The organism is Microbulbifer hainanensis, assembly GCF_014904735.1.
GTDB classification, from domain to species: Bacteria; Pseudomonadota; Gammaproteobacteria; order Pseudomonadales; family Cellvibrionaceae; genus Microbulbifer; species Microbulbifer hainanensis.
Map to the genome: position 1 here is coordinate 31109 of NZ_JACZCR010000028.1, position 16462 is coordinate 47570.

The following is a 16462-nucleotide window of genomic DNA, read 5'->3' on the forward strand; positions in this document are numbered from 1 at the left end:
ACTGGCTTAAGGAATCGCCCATGTCCCAGCAGTCCCGCAGCGACCGCCTCCAGCAACTCCACGCCGCGCTCGCCGAGCGCATCCTGATCCTGGACGGCGCCATGGGCACGATGATCCAGCAGGAGAAGCTGGATGAGCGCCAGTACCGGGGCGAACGCTTTGCGGACTTCCACCAGGACCTGAAGGGCAATAACGACCTGCTGAGCCTGACCCAGCCGGAACTGATCGAGCGCCTGCACCGGGAATACATGGAAGCCGGGGCCGATATCATCGAGACCAACACCTTCAACTCGACCCGTCTGTCCCAGGCGGACTACGACATGGAGGATCTGGTACCGGAGCTCAACCGCGCCGCCGCCGAAGTGGCCCGTCGCGCCGCCGACGCCATGGCCACGCCGGACAAGCCGCGCTGGGTGGCCGGCGTTATCGGCCCGACCTCGCGCACTGCCAGTATCTCCCCGGATGTGAACGATCCCGGCGCACGCAACGTAACCTTCCAGCAACTGGTCGACAACTACGTCGAAGCCGCACGCGCCCTGATCGAAGGCGGCAGCGACCTGATCATGATCGAGACCATTTTCGACACGCTGAATGCCAAGGCTGCCATCTATGCGCTGCACCAGCTGTTCGAGGAGCTCGGTTTCGAACTGCCAGTCATGATTTCCGGCACCATTACCGACGCCTCCGGCCGCACCCTGTCCGGCCAGACCACCGAGGCCTTCTACTATTCGGTGGCCCACGCCAAACCACTCTCTGTCGGCCTCAACTGCGCCCTCGGCGCCACCGAGCTGCGCCCCTATGTCGAGGCTTTGTCCGGCGTCTGCGCCGAGTATGTTTCCGCGCACCCGAATGCCGGCCTGCCAAACGAATTCGGCGAGTACGACGAAACGCCGGAGCAAACCGCGGCGATCGTCGCCGAGTTCGCACGCAGCGGCTTCCTCAATATTCTCGGCGGCTGCTGTGGCACCACACCGCAGCACATCCGTGCGATAGCCGATGCAGTAGCCGATATCCCGCCGCGCAAGCTGCCGGAACTGAAGCCGGCCCTGCGCCTGTCTGGCCTGGAGCCCTTTGTCGTCGATGAAAGTTCCCTGTTCGTCAACGTCGGCGAGCGCTGCAACGTGACCGGTTCAGCGGCCTTCAAGCGGCTGATCATGAACGAGGATTACGACACCGCCCTGCAGGTTGCCGCCGCCCAGGTGGAAGACGGCGCGCAGGTGATCGACTTCAACATGGACGAGGCGATGCTGGATTCCGTCGCCGCCATGCGCCGCTTCCTCAACCTGGCCGCCACGGAGCCAGATATCGCCAAAGTGCCGTTTATGGTGGACTCCTCCAAGTGGGAGGTGATCGAGGCCGGGCTGCAGTGCATCCAGGGCAAACCCATCGTCAACTCCATCAGCCTGAAAGAAGGCGAAGAAGATTTTGTCGAGAAGGCGCGCCTGTGCCTGCGCTACGGTGCCGCGGTGGTCGTCATGGCCTTCGACGAACAGGGCCAGGCGGACACTTTCGAGCGCAAGACAGAGATCTGCAAGCGCAGCTACGACGTGCTCGTCGACAAGGTCGGGTTCGCACCGAGCGACATCATCTTTGACCCGAATATCTTTGCCGTCGCCACCGGTATTGAAGAGCACAACAACTACGCGGTGGACTTTATCGAAGCCACGCGCTGGATTCGCCAGAACCTGCCCGGCGCCAATGTCTCCGGCGGTGTATCCAATGTGTCCTTCTCGTTCCGGGGCAATAACCCCGTGCGCGAGGCAATCCACTCGGTCTTCCTGTTCCACGCCATCAAGGCGGGCCTGAATATGGGTATCGTCAACGCCGGCATGCTGGCGGTGTACGACGACCTGCCCGAGGAACTGCGCGAGAAAGTCGAGGACGTGATCCTGAACCGCAATCCGGACGGGACCGAAGCCTTGCTGGAAATCGCGGAAAAATACCGCGGCGACGGCGGCGGCCAGGCGCGCAAGGAAGATCTGTCCTGGCGCGAACTGCCGGTCAACAAGCGCCTCGAGCACGCGCTGGTCAAGGGCATCAACAACTATATCGTCGAGGATACCGAAGCCGCCCGCGCCGCCGCCAAACGACCACTTGATGTCATCGAGGGGCCGCTGATGGATGGCATGAACGTGGTCGGTGATCTCTTCGGCGCCGGCAAGATGTTCCTGCCCCAGGTGGTGAAATCCGCGCGGGTCATGAAACAGGCGGTGGCCTATCTGCAGCCGTATATCGAGGCGGAAAAAACCGAGGACAGCAAGCCCAACGGCCGCATCCTGATGGCCACCGTAAAAGGCGATGTGCACGATATCGGCAAGAACATCGTCGGTGTGGTATTGGCCTGCAACAACTACGAGGTGATCGACCTGGGTGTGATGGTGCCGGCGGAGACCATCCTGCAAACCGCAAAGGAAAAGCAGTGCGACATCATCGGCCTGTCCGGGCTGATTACGCCGTCCCTGGACGAAATGGTCCACGTGGCCGCAGAGATGGAACGCCAGGGTTTCGACATTCCGCTGTTGATCGGCGGCGCCACGACATCCAAGGCGCACACCGCGGTGAAAATCGATCCGCAGTACCACCGCAACCAGACCGTATACGTAGCCGATGCCTCCCGCGCAGTGGGCGTGGCCAGCAACCTGATCTCCGATGAGCTGCGTCCCGCCTTCGTCAAAGGCGTACAGGAAGAGTACGAGAAGGTCCGCCACCGCACCGCCAACCGCCGCCGCAACGACACCCGCCTCAGTTACGAGCAGGCACTGGAGGCCGCACCGCAGTTTGACTGGCAGACATACAATGCGGCGGTCCCGAATAAACTCGGCGTGACCGTAATCGACGATTTCCCGCTGGAAAACCTCGTTGACACCATCGACTGGACGCCCTTCTTCATTTCCTGGGATCTGGCCGGCAAGTATCCGGCCATCCTCAACGACGAGGTCGTCGGTGAAGCGGCGACGGACCTGTTCAAGAATGCGCAGGTAGTGCTGCAGCAGATCATCGACAGGAAACTGCTGCGCGCCAGCGCCGTCTTCGGCCTCTGGCCAGCCAACAGCGAAGGCGACGATGTGATCGTCTACAGGGACGAGAACCGCACCGAGGAACTCGCCCGCCTGCACCATATGCGCCAGCAGGTACAGAAACACGGCGGCGACGGCCTCTGCCGCTCACTCGCCGACTTCGTTGCCCCGGTCGGATCCGGCGTAGCGGACTATGTAGGCGGATTCGCGGTTACCGCTGGCATCGGTGCCGACGAGCTGGCGGCGGAGTATGAAGCCAAGCACGACGATTACAATGCAATCATGGTCAAGGCGCTGGCAGATCGTCTGGCGGAATCCCTTGCCGAAACCCTGCACAAGCAGGTGCGCAAGGAGTACTGGGGTTATGCACCGCACGAGTCCCTGAGCAATGAAGAGCTGATCAAAGAGGCCTACAGCGGTATTCGCCCTGCCCCGGGCTATCCTGCCTGTCCCGACCACTCAGAGAAAAGCACCCTGTTCAAATTACTCGAAGCGGAGCAGAATGCAGGTGTGAGCCTGACGGAACACTTCGCCATGCTGCCGGCGGCTTCCGTCAGCGGCTGGTACTTCGCCCACCCGGAAGCCAAGTACTTCAATGTGGGCAAGATCGGTCGCGATCAGCTCGCAAGCCTTGCCGAGCGCAAGGGTATCAGCGAACAGGAACTGGAGCGCTGGCTGCGTCCCAATCTGGAGGATTAAATCGGTGAATTCTGAGCCGGAAGACAACAACAATAAAAAGCGGCCGTCGTTCGGCCAGGTCGTGCTCAGCACCCTGGCCGCAGCCGTCGGTGTGCAAAGCAATAAAAACCGCGAACGGGATTTCCAGGGCGGTAGCATCAAGACCTATATTGCCGCCGGGATTATCTTTACCACGCTATTCGTATTGACGCTGGTGCTGGTGGTGAAAACGGTGCTCGGCAATATGGGCTGAGAGCCCTTCCCAGTTAACCGCTGTCGGCCAAATTCTGGCGCAACGCCATTCGACGCATGTATTCCAGCGCTGGGGATATAGGGAGGGAATCGGGCCCGGCACCACTCTGCTCCGGGCAACGTTATCGGCTAGGCTAGTGAGAAGCGACCCAGAAAATGCAGGTCGCGACGAAGATTGCCACCAGGGCCACTGCGGCGATGGCATCCACCGCATTATCGCTGTCGTTGGAAACAACTACTTCTTCACTCATCGAAAGACTCCGATTTTGCTGATTATTGTTATTCAAGGTAGCTGCACCGCTTGGGAACGGTAAGTCAAGTAGAGCAAATCCCCGTCTGTGGCGCAAGCGAGCCCACATCTGCAATTCCTCCACCCTTATAACCATTTGTTACTGAGCTAGCGAAAAATATTGTTATTTATCGCATAAGGCCGCTGGTATGTTATGCGCCATCGGAGAATCCGCGGAGCTAATCCCCATTCTCCCTGACCAGCGCAAATGGCAATGGAATCAAGCTGTTATGTATCGATACGACGACCGGGACCGCACCATTATCGGTGAACGCGTCGCCCAGTTTCGCGGCCAGACCGAGCGGTATCTCGCCGGCGAACTGAGCGAGGAACAATTTCTGCCCCTGCGGTTGCAGAACGGCCTCTATATCCAGCGCCTGGCGCCAATGCTGCGTATCGCCGTGCCCTACGGCCTGCTCAACAGCACCCAGCTGCGTCGCCTCGCCCGTGTCAGCCGCGACTACGACAAGGGCTATGCCCACTTCACCACGCGCCAGAACCTGCAGTTCAACTGGCCGGAACTGGAAGACGTGCCGGACATTCTCGCCGAGCTGGCCGAAGTAGAAATGCACGCCGTTCAGACCAGCGGCAACTGCATTCGCAATACCACATCGGATCCCTACGCCGGCGTGGCCCGGGACGAAATCGCCGACCCGCGACCCTACTGCGAGCTGATCCGCCAGTGGTCCACCTTCCACCCGGAATTCGCCTTCCTGCCGCGCAAATTCAAGATCGCCGTCAACGGGGCGACCGCGGACCGCGCCGCCATCCGCGTGCACGACATCGGCGTGCAGATTGTCGAGCGCGACGGGGAAATCGGCTTCCAGGTCTTTGTCGGTGGCGGTCAGGGCCGCACGCCGGTGATCGCCGAGCTGATCCGCGACTTCCTGCCGGAGCGCCACCTGCTCTCCTACCTGGAAGCCATCGTGCGGATCTACAACCAGCTGGGCCGCCGCGACAACAAATACAAGGCGCGCATCAAGATTCTGGTCAAGGCGATGGGCGCCGAGGAATTCGGCCGCCGCGTGGAGCAGGAGTGGCAGCGGATTAAAGACGGCGCCGAAGAACTGACGCCAGAGGCTCTCGCCTGGGCCAAGTCCTTCTTTACCGACCACGCCTATCGCAGCATTGACGCGGTCGCCAGCGAAGGCGCCGTCGAAAAACAGGCGGAGAGCGACAAGGCATTTGCCCGCTGGCTGGAGCGCAACACCTTCGACCACCGCGTGCCCGGCTATCGCGCCGTGCGCCTGTCCACCAAGCCCACAGGCGTACCGCCGGGCGACGTCACCGACCGACAGCTGGAAGCCATCGCCGACCTGGCGGACGAGTTCAGCTTCGGCGAGGCCCGGGTGACCCACGACCAGAATGTCGTGCTGGCCGACGTGGAACAGGAAAAACTGTTCGAATTCTGGCAGGCCGCGCGCAAGCACGGCTTTGCCACGCCGAATATCGGCACCCTGACCGATATGATCTGCTGTCCCGGCGGCGACTACTGCTCGCTGGCCAATGCCAAGTCGATCCCGGTCGCCGAGGCGATCCAGCGTCGCTTCGACGATATGGACTACCTCTACGACCTGGGCGACCTGAACCTGAATATCTCCGGCTGCATGAACGCCTGTGGCCACCACCATGTGGGTCATATCGGCATTCTCGGCGTTGACAAGAAAGGGGAAGAGTTTTACCAGATCCAGCTCGGCGGCAGCTCCTCGGAGAGGGCGAGCCTGGCCAAAGTGCTGGGACCGAGTTTCTCGCGCGCCGAAGTCCCGGACATCATCGGCAAGATCCTCGACGTCTATGTGAATCAGCGCCAGCCGGAAGAGCTGTTTATCGACACCTACAACCGCATCGGCCTGCAGCCCTTCAAGGAGAGTGTTTATGCCAAAGCCAGCTGAACTCGGCCCGCAGCCCGCAAACCCTGAACAGTTAATCGTTGATGGTGCCGTCGCCGACAACGAATGGCGGCTTCTGCCCCGGAGTGACGACGACGCCACAATCAGTGCCGATACCCTCGCCACCGGAAAGGTCATCCTGCCCTACAGTCTCTGGAGCGACCTGCGGGAAGATCTGGCAGGGCGCAAGAACGAAATCGGTGTATGGCTCGACAGTGACGAATCCGCCGACCTGATCGGCGATGCCGCTGCCGAGCTGCCGCTGATCGCCGTCCACTTTCCGGCCTTTGCCGATGGGCGCGGATTCACCGCCGGTCGGCTGCTGCGCGAGCGTTACGGATTTACGGGCGAACTGCGCGCCGTCGGCGCCTATATGCGCGATCAACTGACTTACCTGCACCGCTGTGGATTCAACGCCTTTGCCTATGAGGGCGAACAGCCACTGGCTGGCCTGCTGGATTCCCTCCAGGATTTCAGCGAGTCCTACCAGGCTGCCGTGGACCAGAAACTGCCTCTGTTCCGGCGCCGCGCCCAGTAGCCACCAAGATCGGGGCCGGCCATGCCGGCCCTATGCCTCCCCCCCCCGATTCTCCTCCCCAACCTGACGGCAAATACCCGCTATCCGCGCCGCTGGGGCTGGATTTCCACCCGGCAAAACGTCAATATGCCCGCCGACATTCATCGACCGCGGATTGGCGATTATTTGTGCAATTCGCCGTGAGCTCAGGTAAGCGAGAACAATGCAAGTTGAGTCTGTAGATACCCTTTTGAAATCCAGTGGCCGCGAAGGCAGTGAGACCCGCGTCCAGGGCTGGATCCGTACCCGCCGCGACTCCAAGGCCGGCCTATCTTTCCTGGCCGTACACGACGGTAGCTGTTTCGACCCTATCCAGGTAGTGGTCGAGTCCGGCCTCCACAATTACGAATCCGAAGTGCTGCGCCTGACCACCGGCTGCGCCGTGGATATCACCGGCACCATCAAGGCCTCCGAGGGCAAGGGCCAGTCCATCGAACTGCTGGCCAGCGAAGTGCACGTGGTCGGCTGGGTCGAGGATCCGGACACCTACCCCATGTCACCCAAGCGCCACACCATGGAGCACCTGCGCGAACACGCCCACCTGCGCCCGCGCACCAATGTAAGCGGAGCCGTCGCCCGCGTGCGCAACTGCATCGCCCATGCGATCCACCGCTTCTACTACGAGCGCGGTTTCAACTATGTGCACACGCCGATCATCACCGCCTCCGACTGTGAGGGCGCCGGCGAGATGTTCCGCGTCAGCACCCTGGACCAGGCCAACCTGCCGCTGACCGACAAGGGAGCCGTGGACTACTCCAAGGACTTCTTCGGCGAGGAGAGCTACCTGACCGTATCCGGCCAGCTGAACCTGGAGGCCTACTGCCTGGCGCTGTCCAAGGTGTACACCTTCGGCCCGACATTCCGCGCGGAAAACTCCAACACCACCCGCCACCTGGCGGAGTTCTGGATGGTGGAACCGGAAATCGCCTTTGCCGACCTGGCGGATATCGCCGACCTGTCCGAAGAAATGCTGAAGTATGTCTTCAAGGCAGTGCTGGAAGAGCGCGCCGACGATATGGCCTTCTTCGCCCAGCGTATCGACAAAGAAGCCATCTCTCGCCTGGAAAACATCATCGAGAACGACTTCGCCCGCATCAACTATTCAGAGGCGATCGAAATCCTCGAGAAGTGCAAAGAGAAGTTCGAGTTCCCGGTTTCCTGGGGCATCGACCTGGCCTCCGAGCACGAGCGCTACCTGGCCGAGCAGCACTTCAAGAAGCCGGTTATCGTCATGAACTACCCGAAGGACATCAAGGCCTTCTACATGCGCATGAACGACGACGGCAAAACCGTGGCGGCGATGGACGTACTGGCCCCGGGTATCGGTGAGATCATCGGTGGCGCCCAGCGCGAAGAGCGCCTGGAGAAACTCGACGAGCGCATGGACGAAATGGAAATTTCCAAGGAACACCTCGACTGGTACCGCGACCTGCGCCGCTACGGCACAGTCCCGCACGCCGGCTTCGGCCTGGGCTTCGATCGCATCGTTTCCTATGTCACCGGCATGGGCAATATCCGCGATGTGATTCCCTTCCCGCGTACGCCGAAAAATATTGCCTTCTAAAAAACGAAGCCCCGCATTGCGGGGCTTTTTTTTGAGGTTTTCTGCTCTGTAATACTCTCGCTCTTCCGGCACAGGGACCATCAGCAATTTCCGGATTCCGCTGCGCTACATCCAGGCTACTCCACAACTATTCCCTCGTCATTCCGGCGCAGGCCAGAACCCAGGCACCACAGAGCAGCATCCCCGCCCGCGTAAAAACAACTGGTACGGATATTCCCGTGCTTCCGCAGCGCTCCATCCGGGCTACTCCGCTAATGAATTAAACCGCCCTTCCTGCGTCACACCGCGCCAGCCATTACACGCCATTACATATAGCGCATATTCGACCTTATCTGTGAGCCAGATCACATTTCGATCTTTGTTAGGTTAAAAACCGGCCTGCTATGATGCGGCGGCTTTTTGCAGGCGGCGTATGGACTTCGCGCCCCTTAAATGGATTTATGTACAAGGATCAACTTATGCCCCCTAGATTCCTCGTCCCCGTATTTCTCACATCCTCTCTACTCGCCGCCTGTGGTGGTGGCGGCGGTGGCAGTAGTGACGGAGGAAGTAATAGCGGCGGCACCGCCAACCAGCTCCCTTCATTCACCTCCGGTACTTCCGCTACCACAGCGGAAAACAATACCGATACCGGTTACATCGCAACAGCCTCTGATGCCGACGGCGATACCCTGACTTTCACCCTGTCGGGGGCTGACCAAGCCCTCTTTAAGATTGAAAGTGGTAACGGCGCACTCTCCTTTGTATCAGCCCCGGATTTTGAAAAGCCAGCCGATGTAAACGGGGACAATGACTACGAAGTGGAGATCGAAGTTTCCGATGGAAAGGGCGGCACCGACCAGCGAGCTGTAGTTGTTTCGGTTACCGATCAGACAAAGATCGTCGCCAAGGTCTCCTACCCGACGCCCAACGCCAATCTCGGCGAATCTATCAACAAAACCAGCGTTACCGGTATTCTGATCGACGAAGAGGACAATCAGGTACTGGCCAGCGACGTAAGTACCCTGTCCGTCAACGATATCTTCGCCACCTTCGATGTGAAAGAACCTCATCGATGGCGCACCCAGATTTCTGTCGATCCACGGCTCAGTTCTGAAGAACTCAAGATCGTTTGGGAGGATGCATCGGGAAATACCGGGCAGATTTTACACCAGATTAATTATCAGCCTTTTCTAGAAGACCCATATGACATCGCGCTGGATAGTGACAATAACCGCGCGCTGGTTATAAATAATCAGCTGGCAACACTGGTGGCTGTCGACTTGGATTCTGGCCGACGCACCACCCTCTCCGGCGGCGGTATCGGCGATGGTGCGGCCTTTGACGATCCTCAGGCTGTAGCATTGGACATTGGGAATAACCGGGCGCTGATTGTTGACGCTGGTCTGGACGCTCTGGTAGCAGTGAATCTCGCCAGCGGTGATCGCACCATTCTATCCGACGACAGCACCGGTGCCGGCACGACATTCAGTGTCCCCAACGACCTTGTGCTGGACAGCGCCAATAACCGGGCGCTGGTTATCGACTCTGGATTGGACGCTCTCATGGTAGTCAACCTCGCCAGCGGTGACCGCACCGCTCTATCCAGCGATAGCACTGGCGCCGGCACAGCATTCATTGCCCCCAATGACCTTGCTCTCGACAGCACTAACAATCGAGTGCTAGTTATCGATACCGACCTCGATGCCCTGGTGGCGGTGGACCTAAATACCGGCGACCGTACTATCCTCTCTGACGACAGCACCGGCAGCGGTTCCGGCTTTGATTCCCCCTGGGGTCTGGCACTAGACGGCGCCAATAACCGAGTCCTTGTCCCCGAGTACTATTACGGCAACGGCAGATTAACCGCTGTCGATCTTGCCACCGGCGACCGAGCCATTCTCTCCGACAATGGGACCGGTACCGGTGCGGCGCTTACAAGACCCGTCGCCATAGCATTGGATGCCGCCAACAGCCGCGCGCTGGTTACCGATATCGATAGTGGGCTACTCCTATCGATCAATCTAGATACCGGCAACCGTATTGCTCTCCCTGACGGCAGCGCAGGCAACGGCGCGGCTTTTGAATCCCCGCTCGGGGTTGCTATCGACAGCAGCAATAACCGCGCCCTGGTCACCGGTCAAAAGATCGATGGGGTCGTGACTGTCGATCTCGGCAGCGGTGACCGCAGCCTCTTTTCCGCTGCCAACACTGGATCGACCCCTACGGCCATCAGCAATGTCGCGGTAGACAGTGATAGAAATCGCGTACTGGCTCTCGAGCCCGATTCGAAGGCGCTTCTGATAATAGATTTCGCAACCGGCGACCGCACGATTCTTTCAGATGAAAACACCGGTACCGGGCCAAGATTCAATCTCCCTCTCTTTCTTGCTCTTGACAACGACAACAATCGTGCGCTGGTAACTGATGCCCAGTTGGGCGCACTGGTCTCGGTAGATCTCGCCACCGGTAACCGTACAATCCTCTCTGACAGTAGTAGCGGCTCCGGTGAGGCTTTTAGCACCCCGCTTGGCCTTGCCTTGGACAGCGCCAACAACCGGGTACTGGTTGCCGATAATGAGCTTGACGCACTGATAGCGGTGGATCTCGATACCGGCGACCGCACCATTCTCTCGGGCAAAAGTTCCGGTAGCGGCTCGGCTTTGATCGCCCCCGTCGACGTTGCCCTGGACACCACCAATAACCGGGCGCTGGTCTCTGACAAAGAGCTGCGCGCTCTGGTGGCAGTGGATCTGGACAGCGGCAACCGTACCATTCTCTCCGGCAAAGGCACTAGCACCGGCCCAGACTTCGGAATTCCCTGGGGCTTTGCGCTGGACAACGCTAACAACCGGGTATTGGTCGCCGACGCCGAGCTGAGCGCACTTGTCATCGTTGAACTGCAAACGGGAGAGCGGGCAATCAGCTCCCGATAATCTCCGAGTCTGTGCGAGCACCCTGCCCGCGCATATCAAAATGAACGTCCTATAAAAATGCCCCGCAACGCGGGGCATTTTTATAGCTGACTATGGGCCCAATCAATCAAATAAGTGCCCGAATCCTCGCAAAGAGTTTTCGGATGAAAGTGAAAGTGAAAGTGAAAGTGAAAGTAGCAGAATCCAGGGGCAGCTCTTTTTCATCAAACAATGCCGCCTTGCTTGAGTGCGGCGATATCGTCCGGGCTTTTGTGCAGCAGCTCGCGCAGAACCTCTTCGGTGTGTTCACCCAGCACCGGCGGCCCCTGTTCGTACTCCAGCGCTGATTCAGAAAACAGCACCGGGTTGCGCACGGTTTTGACAGTACCGGCCTGCGGGTGGGGCTGCTCCAGTACCATGCCCCGGGCCTGGACCTGCGGATCGGCGAAGACCTGGTCGAGCGTATTGATCGGGCCGCAGGGCACATGGGCATCGCTCAGCTTTTCCAGCCACCAGGCCGAGTCGTGCCGGCGCGTGGCCTCTTCGACCAGCGGCACCAGCTGGTCCCGCGCCAGTACGCGGGCCGAATTGGTCGCATATGCCGACTGTTCGGCAATACCGTCGAGACCGGCAATGTGGCAGAAGCGCTTGAACTGTTCGTCGTTACCCACTGCCAGCATGAAGTAACCGTCTCTCGAGGGTACCGCCTGGTAGGGGACGATATTCGGGTGGCCGGTACCCTGGCGCTGGGGGCTCTTGCCGGACTGAAGGTAGTTCTGGGCCTGGTTGGCGAGCCAGGCCACCTGGGTATCCAGCAGCGCCAGGTCGATATGTTGCCCCTTGCCGGTTTCATTGCGGTAAACCACTGCAGCCAGCACCGCGGAGACCGCGTACATGCCGGTCATCAGGTCCGCCACCGCCACACCCACTTTCTGCGGCCCTGCGCCCGGCTGTCCTTCAGGCACTCCGGTGATACTCATCAGGCCGCCCATGCCCTGGATCATCGCATCGTAGCCCGCCCGCCTGGCGTAGGGACCCGTCTGGCCGAAACCGGTGATGGAGCAGTAAATGATGCCGGGATTGATCGCCTTGAGGGATTCATAGTCGAGGGCATATTTTTTAAGGCCGCCGACCTTGTAGTTCTCCAGCACGATATCGCACTGGGTCGCCAGCTTGTGAATCAGCGCCTGGCCCTCGGGCCGGGTAATATCGATCGTGATGGATTTTTTGCCGCGATTGGCGCTGAGATAATAGGCGGCATCCGCCGTGTCAGCCCCCTGCTGGTCTTTCAGGTAGGGAGGGCCCCAGTGGCGCGTATCGTCTCCGCGCTCGGGCCGCTCGACCTTGATCACCTCGGCGCCAAAGTCGGCAAATACCTGACTCGCCCAGGGACCGGCGAGAATTCGGCTTAGATCGAGAACCTTCAGATGGGATAGCGGACCTGCCATAACTTCCTCAGCTGTTATCCGGAAAATTTTTGCCGCAGCCTACCAGATTCACACACGCCGCGCCGCACTTGGAGCCCCACGGCTTTCGCCATAGAATGTCCGCAAACAATAACAAGGATCCCAGCATGTCAGCGACGTCCACCGAGCGCGCGAGTGAAAACACCGGAGCCACCGTGAGCAATAAACAAAAGGGAACTGAAAAGCGATTTCACTCCTTCAGCGAGTTTTATCCCTTTTACCTCGAAGAGCACAGCAACCTGACCTGTCGCCGGTTGCACTTTGTCGGCACCACACTGGTGATCGCCTTTATCATCACCGCCCTGATCAGCGGCAACGCTCTCTGGTTCGCGGCGGTACCGTTTGCCGGTTATGGGTTCGCCTGGGTAGGCCACTTTTTTTTCGAGCACAATAGACCCGCCACCTTCAAAAACCCCATATACAGCCTCTGGGGTGACTTCGTGATGTTCAAGGATATGTTGCTCGGCCGCATCAATCGCTGACACTGGCATACCCGCGCCGCTCACTGCGGCACCGGATCTTCTCGGTTTCCCTTCGCCGCGCTCGTCAGGCCGTACTTGCGCAATTTATTCGCCACCGCGGTATGGGAAATCCCCAACCGCTTGGCCAGGGCCCGGGTCGACAGTTGTTCCTCAAGCAGCTCTTCCAGCAGCGCCCGCTCTACCCGCTCCATCACCTCACGGTAACTGAGCCCGCGACTCCATTCCCGCCACGGCAACAGCGAACGTGACTCCAGCGCCGGTAGATCCGCCAGGCCGATCGCACTGCCACCGCGACGATGGCAGCGATCTGCCGCCGCACTTAGGAAGTCGACAAAACCGATGAAATTATCCGGCCAGTCGTGCAGTGCCAGAGCCGCGGCCGCCTCTGCGTCCACTCCGAGAGTCTCCCCATCTTTCGCGCGCTCGCGCAGAACCGCCCCGGCAAAACGCGCCAGTGCTGGTCGCATTGTGCGCAGCGGCGGCAGGTTGAGGACAAGGCTAGAAAAATACTGGGCCAGTGCCGGCGCCAGTTCGGCGCGCTGCTCACAGGTTGCCACCGGCCGCAATTGCGCCGGCAGTGTCTGCAGCCGCCCGGCCAGTTGCTGCTGGGCCTCCGGCCGCAATCGATGCAGATCGTCCAGAACCACGGTACCGCGCTCCGGCCACCGATCCGGCAGCGCCAGCGCGCCGCGGCCGTCTGCCACCGGAAAATGGTAGCAATCCCCACCGACGGCCAGCGGCGAAAGGTAGTGCAATGCGCTGGCGAAGGTACTTTTCCCACTGCCCCGCTCCCCGCGAATCAGCAAAGGCGACTGCAGCGCCGCCATGTCCTGCAACTGCAGGCAGCAGTCGCGCCGGCGATCGAAATCCCACAGAGCCTTGATTGTGGGCGGTTCACTCAACGCCGTCGGTGCATCCGAGGGTTGCATGGTCAGCACGGCCCCGGCCAATGACTCGACCCCGGCAGTGCCCGCCGCTCCAGCGCCCCCCTCCGTCAGTGCGATTGGCAACCATTCGAGCTGGTAGGCCCGCCCGCGCACTGTCACCGGCATGCCGTAGCGCGGCACGGCGAAGTCCCGCAGCAGTTCCGCCACCTGTAACAGCGGTAGAAAGCGCTGCAACTGCAGACCCGGCACACGATCCAGGCTGACGCCAAAGGCGCGAGCGGCGGCAAGGTTGGCAGCGACCACCCGCCCCTCCCGGTCCACCGACAACACCGGCTCGGCCACATGCCGCAACAAGGTATCCAGCTCGAAGTGACGCCGTTCCGACGGAATCAGCGCAATCCGTCGGACCCGCCGGACGCCCGGGACGCGCGCGAGAGACTTTTCGATGGCCCGATATTGGGTGTCCAGCATTGAGGGGGCAGACAGATAGACCTTATCGCCGCTATCACCACCGAGCTCTCCCGAGGTCACGTTTATGCGGTAATCGCCGAAGATCTGCATGATTTCCGAAAGGATGCCAACACGATTAGCGCAAGTAATCTCAACTCTCACAGGCCACCTGTAAACATTTATTTACAGAAAGTGTAGCGCTGGCGCGATACCGAGCTCAAGAGTGCAGTCGGAGCCCTCCCTTTCCGGGCGCCCCCGGCCTAAAAATAGGGAAGCTATAACAACAAATGACGAGGCGAGTCCCCCTCCCCCACGCAATCGCGAGCGAGCGGCGGCACTGCCAGGAGTAGAGTCCTATGAAAAGCGAAACGTCAAAAGGCGGCAAGAAACCCAGCAAATACGTGGCCCGTGAGCCAGATGCCAGCGGCTTTATCGAATACAGCGATATCGAGCACCAGACCTGGCAACGCCTGATCGAGCGCCAACTCGACGTTGTTCCGGGGCGCGCCTGCGACGAGTACCTGAACGGCCTCGAGCTTCTCGACCTGCCCCGGGATCGAATCCCCCAACTGGAAGAAATCAGTGCTGTGCTGCGCCGTGAAACCGGCTGGGAAGTAGCCCGGGTGCCGGCACTGATCGGGTTTGAAACTTTTTTCGGACTGCTGGCAGACCGCAAATTTCCGGTAGCGACGTTTATCCGCACCCCGGAAGAGTTCGACTACCTGCAGGAGCCGGATATCTTCCACGAGATTTTCGGCCATTGCGCCATGCTCACCAACCCCGCCTTCGCCAACTTTACCGAGAAATACGGCCAGCTGGGCCTCAGCGCCAGCCCCAAGGAGCGCGCCTACCTGGCCCGCCTCTACTGGTTTACAGTTGAGTTTGGTCTGCTGCAGACCAGCGATGGCCTGCGCATCTATGGCGGTGGCATTCTGTCCTCGCCCAAGGAAACTCTCTATGCGCTGAGCGGCGAACCGTCGCGCTACGATTTTGATGCGCTGGATGCGCTGCGCACGCCCTACCGGATCGACATAGTCCAGCCGATTTACTATGTGCTGAACGATCTGCAGCAGTTGCAGGAATTGACGGAAATCGACCTGATGGCGAAAGTCCACCAGGCGATGGAACTCGGACTGTTCGAACCGCGCTTCCCCCCGAAAGACGCGGCATAGCGGCATAAAAGCTGTGGCGCCCGCGCGAATCCCGCGGGCGCCCGGTTTCAGCCTCCCCACCACAACCGCGAACTCCCCCACCTTCCCATCAACCCGACCCGCCACTGTCGGTGGAAAATTCCACTACCAGCGCCTGCATTCGGAGCCTATCGTTACATTGGCGTGTGGAGTGGGAGCCCAACTATCCCGCAAGACCCGACAATACAGGGTCTGCGTCGAGGCAAAGTCGGATTACCGCACTCCGCTGAAATCGACAGGGGTATTTTGTTGCCAGTGAAGGCGCCAAATCGTCGCCCAGGGATACACGGCCCCGCATTTTAGGGAGCTTTGTAGAACAATGTCCTCACTAGACGCAATTGATCGACAACTTCTTGCCATCCTGCAATCAGATGTTAGCCTTTCCATCGAGGAGCTGGCCGAGCGCGTGGGGCTGACGAAGACCCCCTGCTGGCGCCGGGTTCAGAAGTTGGAGAAGAGCGGCATTATCCGGCGCAAGGTGGCGCTGCTGAACGCTGAGATTCTGGGACTACCGGTTTCGGTATTCGCCCAGGTAAAGACCGACCAGCACACTCCCGAGTGGGCCGAGGCCTTTGCCGAGCGAATGGCGCAGTTGCCGGAGGTCGTGGACTGTTACCGGATGGCCGGGGACTACGATTACCTGCTGCGTATCGTGGTCAGCGATATTGCCGCGTACGATCGCTTTTACAAGGAGCTGATCCGCCACGTGGGCATCAGCGATATCGTTTCCAACTTCGCCATGGAGCAGATCAAGAGCACGACCGAACTGCCCATTCCGCCTCTCGAACAGCAATGAACTTCGCGGGAGCGCACCGCGCCGCTCTCGC

At 60.0% G+C, this 16462-nt stretch carries 11 protein-coding genes; 9 read left to right on the forward strand and 2 right to left on the reverse strand.

The window, feature by feature from the left end; genetic code table 11:
- The first annotated feature begins 20 nt into the window (after nt 1-20).
- The 6 genes from metH (at nt 21) to IG168_RS10990 (ending at nt 11181) form a co-directional block, all read left to right on the forward strand.
- On the forward strand, nt 21-3716 hold the full coding sequence (gene metH / locus IG168_RS10965; RefSeq protein ID WP_193164438.1) for a methionine synthase: 3696 nt from the start codon (nt 21-23) through the stop codon (nt 3714-3716).
- Between the two features lie 4 nt (nt 3717-3720).
- Complete coding sequence (locus IG168_RS20825) at nt 3721-3948, forward strand: DUF2970 domain-containing protein (RefSeq protein ID WP_319024693.1); 228 nt, start codon at nt 3721-3723, stop codon at nt 3946-3948.
- 518 nt (nt 3949-4466) lie between these two features.
- Entirely contained in the window at nt 4467-6128 is a 1662-nt protein-coding gene (locus IG168_RS10975) for a nitrite/sulfite reductase (RefSeq protein WP_193164440.1), read from the forward strand.
- Nucleotides 6112-6663, forward strand: a complete 552-nt coding sequence (locus tag IG168_RS10980) for a DUF934 domain-containing protein (RefSeq protein WP_193164441.1) — start codon at nt 6112-6114, stop codon at nt 6661-6663. The genes IG168_RS10975 and IG168_RS10980 overlap by 17 nt, the downstream gene beginning before the upstream one ends.
- A 202-nt stretch (nt 6664-6865) precedes the next feature.
- A complete protein-coding gene (asnS, locus tag IG168_RS10985; protein WP_193164442.1) occupies nt 6866-8266 on the forward strand; it encodes an asparagine--tRNA ligase in 1401 nt (466 codons plus the stop codon).
- Between the two features lie 383 nt (nt 8267-8649).
- Entirely contained in the window at nt 8650-11181 is a 2532-nt protein-coding gene (locus IG168_RS10990) for an Ig-like domain-containing protein (protein WP_193164443.1), read from the forward strand.
- A 203-nt stretch (nt 11182-11384) separates the two neighbouring features.
- Here the strand turns inward: IG168_RS10990 and IG168_RS10995 are convergent, their stop codons facing one another.
- Nucleotides 11385-12608, reverse strand: coding sequence for a CaiB/BaiF CoA transferase family protein (locus tag IG168_RS10995; protein WP_193164444.1), 1224 nt, complete (start codon nt 12606-12608; stop codon nt 11385-11387).
- Between the two features lie 173 nt (nt 12609-12781).
- On the opposite strand from IG168_RS10995, the gene IG168_RS20830 reads away from it, so the two are divergent.
- The gene (locus IG168_RS20830) at nt 12782-13108 is read left to right on the forward strand and encodes a DUF962 domain-containing protein (RefSeq protein WP_319024694.1); all 327 of its coding nucleotides are present in this window, start codon (nt 12782-12784) and stop codon (nt 13106-13108) included.
- A 20-nt stretch (nt 13109-13128) separates the two neighbouring features.
- On the opposite strand, the gene IG168_RS11005 is transcribed toward IG168_RS20830, so the two are convergent.
- Entirely contained in the window at nt 13129-14556 is a 1428-nt protein-coding gene (locus tag IG168_RS11005) for a TyrR/PhhR family helix-turn-helix DNA-binding protein (protein WP_193164446.1), read from the reverse strand.
- A gap of 245 nt (nt 14557-14801) precedes the next feature.
- On the opposite strand from IG168_RS11005, the gene phhA reads away from it, so the two are divergent.
- Nucleotides 14802-15617 carry a phenylalanine 4-monooxygenase gene (gene phhA, locus IG168_RS11010; protein WP_193164447.1) on the forward strand — a complete coding sequence of 272 codons (816 nt, stop codon included), beginning with the start codon at nt 14802-14804 and terminating at the stop codon, nt 15615-15617.
- Nucleotides 15618-15954: 337 nt separating this feature from the next.
- Nucleotides 15955-16431 carry an Lrp/AsnC family transcriptional regulator gene (locus IG168_RS11015; RefSeq protein ID WP_193164448.1) on the forward strand — a complete coding sequence of 159 codons (477 nt, stop codon included), beginning with the start codon at nt 15955-15957 and terminating at the stop codon, nt 16429-16431.
- The last annotated feature ends 31 nt before the right edge of the window (nt 16432-16462 follow it).

Excerpts from the sequence above, each read along its gene's own strand:
- metH (WP_193164438.1), top strand. The coding sequence starts at position 21 with ATGTCCCAGCAGTCCCGCAGCGACCGCCTCCAGCAACTCCACGCCGCG.
- IG168_RS10975 (WP_193164440.1), top strand. The coding sequence starts at position 4,467 with ATGTATCGATACGACGACCGGGACCGCACCATTATCGGTGAACGCGTC.
- IG168_RS10980 (WP_193164441.1), top strand. The coding sequence starts at position 6,112 with ATGCCAAAGCCAGCTGAACTCGGCCCGCAGCCCGCAAACCCTGAACAG.
- asnS (WP_193164442.1), top strand. The coding sequence starts at position 6,866 with ATGCAAGTTGAGTCTGTAGATACCCTTTTGAAATCCAGTGGCCGCGAA.
- IG168_RS10990 (WP_193164443.1), top strand. The coding sequence starts at position 8,650 with ATGATGCGGCGGCTTTTTGCAGGCGGCGTATGGACTTCGCGCCCCTTA.
- IG168_RS10995 (WP_193164444.1), bottom strand. The coding sequence starts at position 12,608 with ATGGCAGGTCCGCTATCCCATCTGAAGGTTCTCGATCTAAGCCGAATT.
- IG168_RS11005 (WP_193164446.1), bottom strand. The coding sequence starts at position 14,556 with ATGCAGATCTTCGGCGATTACCGCATAAACGTGACCTCGGGAGAGCTC.
- phhA (WP_193164447.1), top strand. The coding sequence starts at position 14,802 with ATGAAAAGCGAAACGTCAAAAGGCGGCAAGAAACCCAGCAAATACGTG.
- IG168_RS11015 (WP_193164448.1), top strand. The coding sequence starts at position 15,955 with ATGTCCTCACTAGACGCAATTGATCGACAACTTCTTGCCATCCTGCAA.